This is a genomic window from Pseudomonas sp. LAP_36, assembly GCF_019456785.1.
GTDB classification, from domain to species: Bacteria; Pseudomonadota; Gammaproteobacteria; order Pseudomonadales; family Pseudomonadaceae; genus Aquipseudomonas; species Aquipseudomonas tritici.
Map to the genome: position 1 here is coordinate 754,780 of NZ_JAHZMS010000003.1, position 13,546 is coordinate 768,325.

Sequence of the window (13,546 nt, forward strand, 5' to 3'; positions counted from 1 at the left end):
CGTCATGCGCCGCTGGGGTACCGAACGTGTGGTTGGCCTGCATGATCCGCAGGTCAACGAACATCACCTGGAAACCACGGGTTTGCCGCCGGACAGTCGTCTGCGGCTGCTGAGCTTCAATATCCAGGTGGGCATCAGTACCGAGAAGTATCGGCATTACCTCACCCGTGGCTGGCAACACCTGTTGCCCCACAACGGGCGTGCCGGCAACCTGCAAAAGATCGGCAACCTGTTGAATGACTTTGACCTGGTTGCCCTGCAGGAAGCCGATGGCGGCAGCATGCGCTCCGGCTATATCAATCAGGTGGAGCACTTGGCCCAGCTGGGTGCCTTCCCTTATTGGTACCAGCAGCTCAATCGCAACCTCGGGCGTCTGGCGCAGCACAGCAATGGCGTGCTCAGCCGCTTGAAGCCTTCTGCCATCGAAGACCACCCGCTACCAGGCCCCAAGGGCCGGGGCGCTATCCTTGTGCGTTTTGGCGAGGGGCCAGAGGCTTTGGTCGTGGTGATGATGCACCTGGCGCTGGGTGCGCGCACCCGGACCATGCAATTGGCCTACATCCGAGAGCTGATTGGAAATTACAAACACCAGGTGCTGATGGGGGACATGAACACCCACGCCAGCGACCTGCTGCTGAATTCCCCGTTGCGCGACCTTGGGCTACTGGCACCGCAAGCCGAAGCCACGTTTCCCAGCTGGCGCCCGCAACGCTGTCTTGACCATATCCTACTAAGCCCGACCCTCACACTCGAGAGTGTGCAGGTGCTGGCGCAGCCCATCTCCGATCACCTGCCGGTCGCGGTAGAGATTCGCCTGCCGGGTTCGCTCACGGCCGATGCATTCCCCGCGCTGAGTCCCGGCCCTCGCGGACCCCTTGCATGAGCGACGACGCCCAGCGCTGGAAAGAGAAGTACCTTAAAAGCATCGAGCAACAGGAAAAGCTCGAACGTCGCTGGGCCGCCCGCCTTGACCTGCTGCGCCGTGGGCTCGTACGCAGTACGTTGGCGGCTGAGGGCACCGATCGCGCGGTTGATCAATGCATGAAGGAAATGCGCGACGTTGTCCGCACGGATGACATGGACGCCGCCCTCGCCGCGTTGCTGCCGCGCCTGGAAAAGGCCGTTCTGGATTCAGAGCAGCGCCGCGAAACCCGGGTCGACCAGATCAGCACCGCGCTGACCTCCCTGGTCACGCAACTGCAAAAGCTGCCATTACCGCGTGAGGTCGCCCGGCCGCTGAAAACATTCGCCAAGCAGTTGGACGGACGCGTCGGCCAGGCACGTGAGATCCCGTTGTTGCTGAGCGAGTTGAGTGGCCTGCAAAGCCAGGCGCTGAATAACCTGGAGCCGGACAGCGAAACTATGCGCTCAGGGCCTGGGCTCTTGCAGCGCCTGTTTGGTTCCAAGGATTTTGCGAACGAGACGGTAGCGGACGAGCCGGTCCCCAGCCCGGCGGCGCCCCTCCCTGTGGCCAAGCCTGTCGCCGAACCTCAGCAGCCCGAGCAGTCCGAGGAACTGACGCAAGCCTTGCGCGCCTTTTCGCCACAGCCTCGAGCACCGGTTGCCCCTGCAGTTGAACCAGATGCTCCGGCAAAAGTTGCCGAGGCCTCCAGTGAAACGTTCGTCTACGAGGCCCCTGCTCAAGCCGCTCCAGTTGACGAGCTCGTAGCGCCCTTGGCACGTGTGGAACCCGAGCCCGAGCCCGAACTTCAGGCAGAACAGCCGGCACCGGAAAGCGCCCTTGCCGCCTTCATTGAAACATCCGAACTTCAGGTCGAAACCCCGGATAAGACTGTCATCGGCAGCCTGTCGCTGCCGCCCGTGCTGGAGGTCGAAGAGTCCGACCCCGACGAGCTGCAATCGGATGGCGTGTATTCCTTACCCGACTCGCCGGAGCCGTCCTACAGCTCCGTGGCCAAGCACATTGAAGACACCCTGCTCGGCCTGCTGGAAGAGCTGGCATTGCCCGAGCGCCATTGGCCCCAGGCCGAAGCCATGCGTGAGCGTCTGGCCCACGGCCTGAACTGGTACGAACTGCTGCCTATCCTCGACGACCTGGCAGTCTTGATGCTGGCGATCACCGACAGTGGCCAGCATGAGTTCGAGGCTTACCTCAAGCAGCTCAACGAGCGCCTCGAAGCGTTCCAGGGGCATTTGCAGGTCGCCAGCGACGGCCACGCCGATAGCCGTTCCGCCGCCCGGGAGCTGGACACGCAGATCCGCGAACAGGTCGACGGCCTGCAAAGCAGCGTGCAGGAAGCCGCCGACCTGGACAGCCTCAAGCACGTATTGGAAAGCCATCTCGAAGGCCTGCTAGGCACCATGGATGAGCACCAGCAGCAGCGCGATCAACGTGAGCAGGAAACGGCTGCACGTCTGAAGGGCCTGGCCGAGCGGGTTGCCAATATGGAGCAGGAAGCCCAAGGCTATCGCGAGCACCTGGAGGTTCAACGCCAGAAGGCCCTGATCGATCCACTCACCGGCTTGCCCAATCGCGCAGCGTGGAGTGAGCGCCTGGATCAGGAGGTCAACACTTGGCACCAGCGCGGCAACAACCTTTCGCTGGCGATGCTGGACCTGGATCACTTCAAGCGCATCAACGATGGCTACGGCCATCTGGCTGGCGACAAGGTGCTGAAGATCATCGCCAATGTGCTGCGCAAACGCCTGCGACCGACTGACTTTATCGCGCGCTTTGGCGGTGAAGAGTTTGTCTTGCTGATGCCTGACTCATCCTTGACGGACGCCCTGGCGGCGGGCGAGGTGTTGCGCGCAGCGATTGAAGCGTGCCCGTTTCATTTCAAGGGCGAGCCGGTGACGATCACGGTGTCCATGGGCGTGGCGCAGTTCCAGCCGGGAGAGCGCAGTGATCTGGCGCTCAAGCGCGCCGATGCGGCGCTATACCGGGCAAAGGCGGCGGGACGGAATCGGGTGCAGGCAGCCTAAAAAATGTTCCATTTTGTAATTTGACCGCCGGGCCACAATCGGTACGTTACACTGTTGCATTATCGTCTTCAGTGTAATGCCTTCCGCCATGAAATCCTTGTACTTTGCTTTTGTGCTCCTTCTGCTTGCGGGCTGCGCCAGCGGCCCTCGCCTGGACACCAACCACCCCTCGGTGAATCACGATAACCGCGTGCAATTCGTGGTCGTCCATTACACTTCCACCAACCTTGAACGCTCCCTGGCATTGCTCACCCACGGCCAGGTCAGCAGCCACTACCTGATCGGCGACGATGCCTCCGCCACCATTTACAAGCTGGTGGATGAGAGCCAGCGCGCCTGGCATGCCGGGGAAAGCGAGTGGATGGGGCGCACCTGGCTTAACTCCAGCTCCATCGGTATCGAGATCGTGAACCCTGGCTACAAGGACACGCCGACTGGCCGACTCTGGTACCCCTACTCTGAGGCGCAGGTGCAATCCCTGGTGGTCTTGCTCAAAGACATCAGTAAGCGCAACGGCATCGACCCCAAAAACATTATTGGTCACAGCGATATCGCACCGCTGCGCAAGTTGGACCCGGGCCCGCTATTTCCTTGGAAGCGCCTGGCTGCTGAAGGGCTGGGCGTATGGCCGGATGCCCAGGCTGTCGCGCGCTACCGGGTGCAATACGCCACCGAGCTGCCGAGCATTACCTGGTTTCAGGAAGAGTTGGCGCGTCTGGGCTACCAGACACCCCAGACCGGGGAGCTGGATGTAGCCACGCGTCACGTGATCGCAGCGTTCCAGATGCATTTCCGGCCATCGCTGTTTGATGGCGCGCCGGATGCGGAGAGTGCAGCGATCCTGCGAGCGTTGAACCACCGTTAAAGCGGCAACGCCATATAGAACTGAGTGCCTTGCCCCGGCCGCGAATACACGCCCATGCGGCCGCCGTGCAATTGTACGATCTCCTTGCACAGCGCCAGCCCCAGGCCAGCGCCGCCTTTCTTGCGACCCACCTGAACAAAGGGCTCGAAGATCCGCCCCTGTTGCCCGTAAGCGATGCCTTCTCCGTTATCTTCGACGCTGATAATCACCCGCTCGCCATGCCGGCGCGCCTGCAGGCGAATCTGTCCGCCCGTGGCGGTATGGCGCAGGGCGTTACCCAGCAGGTTGTCGAGCACCCGCTCCAGTTGTGCCTGGTCTGCATACAATCTGGGCAGGTCGGATTGAGTTTCTACCAGCAGTTCGACGTTTTGCGCGTTGGCCGGCTCGACGAAGCGCGCCCGGGCGTGTTCCAGCAGGTCAGTCACATCGCACGGCCCCAGCGTGAGTTTCTGCAGGCCGTTCTGGTAGCGCGAGAAATTGAGCAAGTCGTTGATCAACTGCATCAGGCGCTGCATCTCTTCATTGACCGTGTCCAGCAGGTCCGCTTCACGGGACTCTGCGGGAAACTTCGCGCGTTCGCGGAACAGCCCGAATGCCATGTGCATGCCCGTCACCGGCGTACGCAGTTCATGGGAGGCGCGTAGGACGAACTCGCTGCGCACCCGCTCGAATGCCCGTTGTTCGGTGACGTCATGCAGCACCATCACCGCGCCGAGGATGTGCCCCTCGGTATGGCTCACAGGGGTCAAGCTGTAGGTCAGCAGGCGCAGTTCGCCTTCGACTTCCACTTCCAGATCATCCGGCGCCCGCTCCAGGTTGCCGCCTCGCAGTACCAGTTGCAGTTGCTCGTCCAGTTCCGGACGCACCAACGCCTCGCCCAGGCCTTGGCCGAGGCGTTCCTCGTCCCAACCTAATTGCCGCTGGGCGACAGGGTTGAGATGCTCCAGGCGGCCTTGGCGGTCGATCATCAGCAAGCCATCGTCAATGCTGTCGAGCACCGCTTGCAGGCGCTGCTGGCCCGCCAGCAGTTCATCGACGTTGGTCGCCTGATGCTGGCGCAACGCTTCGGCCATGATGCCGAAGCGCCGGGTCAACAGGTTCATTTCCGCGGCAGAGGAGATGGGCAGCGTCACTTCGAAATCGCCCTGCCCGATCTTGTCCGCCGCCTTGGCCAGGGCTTCGATCGGCCCGCCAAAACGCCGGGCAATGCCATGAGCCGTAATGAATCCGATGATCAGCACCGCGAGCCCCACCAATCCCAGAAGGCCGGCAATCAGCAAGGCGCGCGCGCGGGACTTGTGTTCGGTGGAGCTGATGTTTTCCAAGGCGTGCTTGTGTTCGGCGATCAGGCCGTTACGCAGCACGTTGAACGTTTCGTGGAGTTTTTCCTTGCTGCCCGGCGGCGGCGAAGCCTGCTGAGACTCATCGAAAGCCTTGAGGAAACTCAAGTAGTCCGTCTTGGCCTCGCTGAAGCCGCTTCCGGTGTGCGCTTGCCGCTCATGGGCAATCCCCTGATCGAGCAAATCAAAGTAGCGTCCTTTCGAGGCTTCCAGGGCGCCCGGATCAGGGCGCGCCTCCAGCATCATCATCAACTGGTCGCCCAGGCTCTGACGCAGCTTGAGCCCCAGGTCGAGGGTAACGAAGTTGCTGCGAATTGAAGACTCCTGGGTCTTGGCCATTTGCATGACGCTGACCAGGCCCAGGATCAAACCCAGCAGGGCAACGGTGATCAGCGCGGAGATGCTCAGGAATAACCGAGTGCGCAGTTTCATCGCTAACTTCATAGGGTACAGCTCACAGGTTGTACTGTTTACGTTTGCGGTACAGGGTCGACGCGTCGATACCCAGGGTGCGAGCCGCCTGGTCCAGTGTGTCGCTGGTAGCGAGAACGGCGCCGATGTGTGCCTTCTCCAGCTCGTCGAGGCTCAGCGCCGCACCGATACGCGGCGCATTGTTGGTCGGCTGCTCAGACATCCCAAGGTGACTGATTTCGACCTTCTCCTGGGGACAAATGATGCTGGCGCGCTCCACCACGTTGCGCAGCTCACGGATATTCCCCGGCCAGCGATAGTTGAGCAACGCTTCGCGTGCTTCATCGCTGAAGCCGCGTGCAGGTCGGGCGTATTCCTTGACGAAGCGCGCCAGGAAACGGTCGGCCAGGGTCAGGATGTCTTCACTTCGCTCGCGCAGCGGCGGCAGGTGCAAGGTGATCACGTTGAGGCGATACAGCAAGTCCTCGCGGAAACGGCCGTCGCGCACCATGTCTTCCAGATTCAGGTTGGTGGCCGCGAGGATACGTACGTCGGCACGACGGGTGACCGGATCGCCCACACGCTCGTATTCCTTGTCCTGGATGAATCGCAGCAATTTAGGTTGCAAGGTGAGTGGAAAGTCGCCGATCTCGTCGAGAAACAGCGTGCCGCCATCGGCTTGGTTGACACGGCCCAAGGTGCTTTCACTGGCACCGGTAAAGGCCCCACGGCTATGGCCGAACAACTCACTTTCCATCAGCTCTGCGGTCAGCGATGGGCAGTTAATGGTCACACAGGATTTCTTTGAGCGCTTGCTCCAGCCGTGAATGGCTCGTGCCAGCTCACCTTTACCGGTACCGGATTCACCCAGGATCAAAATGTTGGCGTCTGTCCCGGCCACCTGGCGTGCGGTTTCCAGCACCACCATCATCGACGGGCTGTGGGAGTCGAGGCCATCTTTCGGTTGGCGCACTTCGCCCTCGAGGGCCTCGAGGCGCGCAGAGAGTTGACGCACTTCCAGTTGCTTGGCGGTGGCGAGGCGCAGTTGGTCGGGGCTGCACGGCTTCACCAAGTAGTCGGCGGCGCCAGCCTGGATCGCGTCAACAGCGGTGTCGACCGCCGAATGGGCGGTCACGATCACCACGCGCATCCAAGGCGCCTGGATGCGCATCTGCGCCAGCACATCCAGACCGTTGTCTTCGCCCAAGCGCAAGTCCAGGAAGCACAGGTCGAACACCTGGCGCTGCATCAAGGTATCGGCCTGGGCAGCGCTGTTCGCGGTAGCCACTGTGTAGCCTTCATCTTCCAGGCAATAACGGAAGGTGCGGAGGATCGCGGATTCGTCATCCACTAAAAGAATGCGGCCTTGAAGTTCCTTGGCTGATTCCATCTGTCCCGCGCTCCCTAAAAGTATGAATGATGGTGTTTAGTCCCGGAATAATCGGGCAAGTTGCATGGTTTATTCTGATCGATAAATGACGACGTCGTGCAGGTATCTGCAGTCCTGTCTACAAACCCCCGTCTGATGGCGTTTTCATGCCGTCTTGCCAGTTCGGCAACACACCTTCCGCTTTCTATCCCTTGATCCGACCGCTGGCCGTCGTGCATTTCGCACGGCGCCAAGTGGGGGATCGTGCAGGATGCTGGGCTCATGGTTATTCATTAATAGATAAGTTATTGATTTAATTAGGTTTTATTTTGTAAAAAAACTGGCATGCGCTCTGCAATATCCCTCTCAACAAATAATCAAAATGTGGGAGACCAGCAGCATGACTCGCCAAAGCCTTAGCCAATTGCGTGTATCGCCACTGCGCTTGCAGCAAGGGCTGTTTGCCAGCTTGGCGCTGATGGTCACGTTGATTGGTGGTCAGCAGTTGCAACATTGGCAGCAGAGTCAGCAGCAGGTTCCTCAGTTTGAGCGTCCGGCCATGACCCAGACCCATTTCCGTTCCGTTGGCAGCGTTGCTCCCAGCGCAACAGCCCCGCAATTGCGGATGGTTGACCAGGCGTCTTCCCTGAGTGAACTGCCATCCCAAGAGCGTTGGGTGTTCTAGGCAACAAAAAGGCCACTTGTGTTGAGTGGCTGTACGGCACCACAGCTGTTACCTCTTAAAGAACGATAAGGAGAATCACCATGTTGAGTTGGGCAATCACATTTCTGATCATCGCCATTGTGGCTGCAGTCTTGGGCTTCGGTGGTATCGCGGGCACCGCCACGGGTATCGCAAAAATCCTGTTTGTGGTCTTTCTGGTGATGTTCATCGCTTCTTTCTTCTTTGGTCGTCGCGGCCGAGGCTGAAAATGACCACTCTGTCCTTCAAAGCCATTACTGCCGCCCTGCTTCTGGGCGGTAGCGGCTTGGTGATGGCCGCCAATGACGGCCAATCCCGAGCCAACGAATTGCTCAGCGCGGACCCGCAATACCGTGAAACCTGGCAAGGCGTGGTGAAGAAAGAAGAGCGTCTGCCGGAATGGGTATTGAACCTGTCGGGCACGGCCGAGCAAATGAATGCCGTGGAAGAAGACGGTGATAAGTATTTGGTTGGGCCGCTCTGCGAAACCGCTGACACGTGCCTGAACAAGCGCTTGATCGTTGCCTTCAGCCTCGACAAGGAAGATGCCTACGCCATGTTGGTGGAAGTCCCGGCCGGCCTGCCGGCGGACAAGTCACCCACGCGGCACGCCGACTACCGTTTTATCGGCAAGCCGGACGAGGGCATGCAGAAGCTCCTGATGGAGCAACTCAAGAAAGATCCGAATTGGTACTAGGTTCCGTTTGACGCGATTGTCGTCTGCGGAACTAGCGTCCATGGAAAGAAGCCCCCTCGCTTCTTTCTATCTGCACAGCACGCCAAGTGCTGTGCATGACCAAGGGGCCGGGTTGTGCTGATCAATCGCGATCGGCGTGACCTACGGGTACAGGGAGTACCTGCGAAAGGGCCGGGTCAGGCGAAAGGCTGCGACGCAGGTTCACAAGCTTATGGCTTGCTGAACTTGCGGCGCGCTTATGACGTAAACCCTCTGCCTCGTTGTCCCTCTTCATATACCTGCCTATACCTCCCTTAGTCGCAAATTTCCGTTCTGCTTGTTCCCAACCATTTCTTAGTGTGTCGGCTCGACCATCTATCGATAAAATTGGTCTGGGCCTATAGGGCATTTCTGACACTAAACAGCGGAGTTCCCAAGCATTTCTAGCAATGCTCGCGACACGCGCTGAATCTCTGCGCGAGCCGGGTTTGGCAGGTTCACGGCATGTTTGTCGGACAAAATGTCACATTTGAACTGACCGTTCGGACAGTTATTATGAAAAAAGACCATGCCGATTCGGCATAGGGTAGGCGTTTACGGCATTAGACGTCGCTCCCTTGCATGGGAATAGTTGCGCCTTTTTTCGCCTGCCAGTAAGCCATTTCGGCCACGCTGCGGTGACCTTCCATGGAGGCAGATGCACACACTTTTTCGCCCTCGGGCGTTGCAGCTGGCGCGTTTGCCTTAAGTTCACTTGAAGTAAGGGTAATGACATGAAGAAGGCAAAGCTAAGCCTCGCCTGGCAGATCCTCATCGGTTTGGTGCTGGGGATCGCAATCGGTGCTGTGCTCAACCATTTCAGCGCTGAAAAGGCCTGGTGGATCAGCAATGTGTTGCAGCCAGCGGGCGATATCTTTATCCGCCTGATCAAGATGATCGTGATCCCGATTGTGATCTCCTCGCTGATCGTCGGCATTGCCGGTGTCGGTGACGCGAAAAAACTCGGGCGTATCGGCGTCAAAACCATCCTTTACTTCGAAATCGTCACCACCATCGCCATCGTGGTCGGCCTGCTGCTGGCCAACCTGTTCCACCCGGGTGCTGGCATCGACATGAGTACCCTGGGTACCGTCGATATCTCCAAATACCAGGCGACTGCCGCCGAAGTGCAGCATGAGCATGCGTTCATCGAGACCATCCTCAACCTGATCCCATCGAACATCTTCGCCGCCGTGGCCCGCGGCGAAATGCTGCCGATCATCTTCTTCTCCGTGCTGTTCGGCCTGGGATTGTCGAGCCTCAAGCCTGAGCTGCGTGAGCCGCTGGTGACCATGTTCCAGGGCGTGTCCGAGAGCATGTTCAAAGTCACCCACATGATCATGAAGTACGCCCCGATCGGCGTATTCGCACTGATCGCCGTCACCGTCGCCAACTTCGGCTTCGCCTCCTTGCTGCCGCTGGCCAAGCTGGTGATCCTGGTTTACGTCGCCATCCTGTTCTTCGCTTTCGTGATTCTCGGCCTGATCGCCCGCCTGTTCGGCTTCTCGGTGATCAAGCTGATGCGCATCTTCAAGGATGAGCTGGTGCTGGCCTACTCCACCGCCAGCTCCGAAACCGTGCTGCCGCGCGTGATCGAGAAGATGGAAGCCTACGGCGCGCCGAAGGCCATCTGCAGCTTTGTGGTACCGACGGGTTACTCGTTCAACCTCGACGGTTCGACCCTGTACCAGAGCATCGCGGCGATCTTCATTGCCCAGCTGTACGGCATCGACCTGTCGATTGGCCAGCAGTTGATGCTGGTGCTGACCCTGATGGTCACCTCCAAAGGTATCGCCGGCGTACCGGGCGTGTCCTTCGTGGTACTGCTGGCTACCCTGGGCAGCGTGGGTATTCCGCTGGAAGGCCTGGCGTTCATCGCCGGTGTCGACCGCATCATGGACATGGCGCGTACTGCGCTCAACGTGATCGGCAACGCCCTGGCCGTACTGGTCATCTCCCGTTGGGAAGGCATGTACGACGACGCCAAGGGCGAGCGCTACTGGAACTCCCTGCCGCACTGGCGCAGCAAGCAAGCGCGGCCGGTCGGCCAAGCCACGCGCAGCTGATAGCACGACGGCTCTGAAACAAACCCCGGAAAATTCCGGGGTTTGTCGTTTCTGCCAGCCCCGTTATCATTCGCCCCATTCTTTGGGGGATTCAACTGATGCTCAATGGCCTGTGGCTTGGCTTCTTTGTCGTGGCAATGGTGTCAGCACTGGCGCAATGGCTGATTGGCGGTAATGCCGGGATTTTTGCGGCAATGGTCGAAAGCATTTTCGCCATGGCCAAACTGTCGGTGGAAGTGATGGTGCTGCTGTTCGGCACCCTGACGCTGTGGCTGGGTTTTTTGCGCATCGCCGAAAAAGCCGGGATCGTCGATTGGCTGGCCAAGGCGCTGGGCCCATTGTTTCGCCGCCTGATGCCTGAAGTGCCCGCCGGCCACCCTGCCATTGGCTTGATCACCCTCAATTTTGCAGCCAACGGCCTGGGCCTGGATAACGCGGCAACGCCCATCGGCTTGAAAGCGATGAAGGCATTGCAGGAACTCAACCCCATCCCCAACACGGCGAGTAACGCGCAGATCCTGTTCCTGGTGCTCAACGCGTCTTCGTTGACGCTGTTGCCGGTGACCATCTTCATGTACCGCGCGCAGCAAGGTGCTGCGGACCCGACGCTGGTGTTTTTGCCGATCCTGCTGGCGACCAGTGCGTCTACCTTGGTGGGTCTGTTATCGGTGGCGATTATGCAGCGCCTGCGGCTGTGGGATCCGGTAGTGCTGGCCTATCTGATTCCGGGTGCGTTGGTGCTGGGCGGCTTCATGGCGTTGCTGGCGACGCTGTCCGCCACCGCACTGGCTGGCTTGTCGTCGATCCTTGGCAACCTCACGCTGTTCGGCCTGATCATGCTGTTCTTGGTGATTGGCGCGCTGCGCAAAGTGAAGGTGTACGAGGCGTTCGTCGAAGGCGCCAAAGAAGGCTTCGATGTGGCCAAGAATCTGCTGCCGTACCTGGTGGCGATGCTGTGTGCCGTCGGCGTGCTGCGAGCATCCGGCGCGCTGGAGTTTGGTCTGGAAGGTATTCGCCACGTCGTGGCCTGGACCGGTATGGATACGCGGTTTGTGGACGCCTTGCCGACTGCGATGGTCAAGCCGTTCTCCGGCAGTGCCGCGCGGGCGATGCTGATCGAGACCATGCAGACCCAGGGCGTGGACAGCTTTCCGGCATTGGTGGCGGCGACGATTCAGGGCAGTACGGAAACCACCTTTTATGTGTTGGCGGTGTACTTCGGTTCGGTGGGGATCCAGCGGGCGCGGCATGCGGTGGGATGTGCGTTGCTGGCGGAGTTTGCCGGCGTCGTGGCGGCGATTGCGGTGTGCTACTGGTTCTTTGGCTGAGGCTTAAAACCCTATCATAGGTATCTACACATCTTGAGCGAGCCCTCTGCGTAGCAGCTGTCGAGCCCTGGCGAGGCTGCGTCAGCGGTGTGTCAGACAGACCGCAAACGCAGCCTCGCCAGGGCTCGACAGCTGCTACGCACTATCACATCTAAAATGTGTAGATACCTATGCCTATCGCAGGCAAGCCAGCTCCCACATTTGACTGTATTCACACATCAAAATGTGGGAGCTGGCTTGCCTGCGAAGAGGCCCTCAGCGTTTCGGTGCACTATTGCCCTGCGCAACCACCCAATCCACCACCTGCTTATTCAACTGATCCCCCGCCAGTCCAAACCCAGCCACCACGGCCGGCACCTTGGTGTCATTCACCGGCTGTCTCACCTCAAATCGCCGGCTGGCAATAATCCGCTGATCACTCCCCCGCACCAGCCGCGCATCCAGGCGAATCACCACCTCCACCGCACTGCCTCGGTACTCACTCTGGAATGCCTGCAATTGCCCGCCCAGCTCATAGTCGGCCTGCAGATTGGTCTCGTCGGTGCTCAATAACGTTACCCGCCCATCGCGCTGAAACCCGTCCAGCAGGCGATTACGCAACAGCACCGGGGTCGGATCGCTCCAGCGCGAGTTCGCATAACTGCTGATCAGGTCGCCATTGGGCACCACGGCAATGCGCGGGCTGTCTAGAAATTCGCTGGTCTGCGGCTTGGTCACGCGCAGCGACCAGGCGACCGGGGTGCCCTGTGTGGTGGTCTGGGCCGAGGCCAGGCGATACACATCCGAAGGGTCGGCCTTGGGCAGGATCGAGCACGCGCTGATGAGCGCCAGGGCCACAGGGGCGATCATTTGGTAAGCACGCTTCATGGCGTGAACTCCTTGTTCTGGTCGCTGCCCAGCAGGTAACCGCTGGGGTTGGCTTCCAGGCGGCGAGAGATAGCGCGCAGCGAGCCGAGGGTTTCGCGCAGTTCGCGCACGGCCGGTGCCAGTTCATTGAGGCCTTGCATGCCGCTGTTTACCGAACTCTTGTTGTCTGTCAGCAAGGTGTTGATGGTGGCGGTGCTCTGTTCAAGAGACTTCATGGCTTTTTCTGCGCTGCCAAAGGCTTGTTTGCCTTGATCGTTGAGCAAACCGTTGGCATTGCGCATCAGCACCGTGGTTTGCTCCAAGGCGGCAGTGGCCTGCTTACTCACTTGCATCAGTTGCTGCATCACCACCTTGATGTCGCCACGCTGGTCGGCGATGGACCCCGTGGTTTTTTCCAAGTGGTCCAATGTGTTGCTCAGGCGCTCGACATTCTGCGCGGAGAACATGTCGTTGGCGTTGTGCAGCAGCAGGTTGATGCTGGTCATCAAGTCGTTACTGTTATTGAGCAGGCGCGCGATGGGCGAAGGCGAAGCGATGATTTCCGGCAGGTTGCCGTCTTTGCCTTTGAGTTCGGGGCTTTGGGGCGTGCCGCCGCTGAGCTGGATGATCGAGGTGCCCGTGATACCGGTCAGTGCCAGTTTGGCCTGGGTGTCTTCCTTGATCGGCGTCTGGCCGGCCAGGCGGATGCGTGCGAGGACGCGGCGCGGGTCCTTGGGGTCCAGGCGCAGGCTGATAACGTCACCCACTTTGATGCCGCTGTACTGCACCGAACTGCCCTGGGAAAGCCCGCTGACGGCTTCGTTGAAGACCACTTCGTAATCCTGGAAAGCGCTGTCGATGCTGGACTTGGCCAGCCACAGGCCGAACAGCATCGCGCCGACCACCACGATCACGCTGAACAGACCGATCATCACATGATGGGCTCGGGTTTCCATG

At 59.8% G+C, this 13,546-nt stretch carries 12 protein-coding genes; 8 read left to right on the forward strand and 4 right to left on the reverse strand.

What is annotated here, in order from left to right:
- Positions 1–4: 4 nt before the first annotated feature.
- The 3 genes from JBO08_RS14570 to JBO08_RS14580 all read left to right on the forward strand — a co-directional run bounded on the left by JBO08_RS14570 (position 5) and on the right by JBO08_RS14580 (position 3,811).
- Positions 5–883, forward strand: a complete 879-nt coding sequence (locus tag JBO08_RS14570; protein WP_049710736.1) for an endonuclease/exonuclease/phosphatase family protein — start codon at positions 5–7, stop codon at positions 881–883.
- Complete coding sequence (locus JBO08_RS14575; protein WP_065946103.1) at positions 880–2,946, forward strand: diguanylate cyclase; 2,067 nt, start codon at positions 880–882, stop codon at positions 2,944–2,946. The genes JBO08_RS14570 and JBO08_RS14575 overlap by 4 nt, the downstream gene beginning before the upstream one ends.
- Before the next feature lie 88 nt (positions 2,947–3,034).
- On the forward strand, positions 3,035–3,811 hold the full coding sequence (locus JBO08_RS14580) for an N-acetylmuramoyl-L-alanine amidase (protein ID WP_065875645.1): 777 nt from the start codon (positions 3,035–3,037) through the stop codon (positions 3,809–3,811).
- Here JBO08_RS14580 and JBO08_RS14585 read toward each other — a convergent pair.
- On the reverse strand, positions 3,808–5,595 hold the full coding sequence (locus tag JBO08_RS14585; protein ID WP_065875646.1) for an ATP-binding protein: 1,788 nt from the start codon (positions 5,593–5,595) through the stop codon (positions 3,808–3,810). The two genes, JBO08_RS14580 and JBO08_RS14585, sit on opposite strands and share 4 nt — an antisense overlap.
- A gap of 10 nt (positions 5,596–5,605) precedes the next feature.
- On the reverse strand, positions 5,606–6,952 hold the full coding sequence (gene algB / locus JBO08_RS14590) for a sigma-54-dependent response regulator transcription factor AlgB (protein WP_065875647.1): 1,347 nt from the start codon (positions 6,950–6,952) through the stop codon (positions 5,606–5,608).
- A 379-nt stretch (positions 6,953–7,331) separates the two neighbouring features.
- On the opposite strand from algB, the gene JBO08_RS14595 reads away from it, so the two are divergent.
- From JBO08_RS14595 to JBO08_RS14615, 5 genes are all read left to right on the forward strand, one after another.
- Positions 7,332–7,616 (forward strand): hypothetical protein, encoded by a 285-nt coding sequence (locus JBO08_RS14595; RefSeq protein WP_065875648.1) that lies wholly within the window; start codon positions 7,332–7,334, stop codon positions 7,614–7,616.
- 80 nt (positions 7,617–7,696) lie between these two features.
- Positions 7,697–7,861, forward strand: a complete 165-nt coding sequence (locus JBO08_RS14600; protein WP_003170804.1) for a DUF1328 domain-containing protein — start codon at positions 7,697–7,699, stop codon at positions 7,859–7,861.
- A gap of 2 nt (positions 7,862–7,863) precedes the next feature.
- A complete protein-coding gene (locus JBO08_RS14605) occupies positions 7,864–8,331 on the forward strand; it encodes an inhibitor of vertebrate lysozyme family protein (protein WP_065875649.1) in 468 nt (155 codons plus the stop codon).
- A gap of 752 nt (positions 8,332–9,083) precedes the next feature.
- Positions 9,084–10,415 (forward strand): glutamate/aspartate:proton symporter GltP, encoded by a 1,332-nt coding sequence (gltP, locus tag JBO08_RS14610; protein ID WP_220074635.1) that lies wholly within the window; start codon positions 9,084–9,086, stop codon positions 10,413–10,415.
- A 98-nt stretch (positions 10,416–10,513) separates the two neighbouring features.
- Positions 10,514–11,743: a nucleoside recognition domain-containing protein gene (locus tag JBO08_RS14615; RefSeq protein ID WP_220074634.1), complete on the forward strand. Its 1,230-nt coding sequence runs from the start codon at positions 10,514–10,516 to the stop codon at positions 11,741–11,743.
- A 255-nt stretch (positions 11,744–11,998) separates the two neighbouring features.
- On the opposite strand, the gene lptE is transcribed toward JBO08_RS14615, so the two are convergent.
- Positions 11,999–12,610, reverse strand: coding sequence for an LPS assembly lipoprotein LptE (gene lptE / locus JBO08_RS14620; RefSeq protein ID WP_065875651.1), 612 nt, complete (start codon positions 12,608–12,610; stop codon positions 11,999–12,001).
- A complete protein-coding gene (locus JBO08_RS14625; protein ID WP_220074633.1) occupies positions 12,607–13,545 on the reverse strand; it encodes an MlaD family protein in 939 nt (312 codons plus the stop codon). The genes lptE and JBO08_RS14625 overlap by 4 nt, the downstream gene beginning before the upstream one ends.
- Position 13,546: the final 1 nt, after the last annotated feature.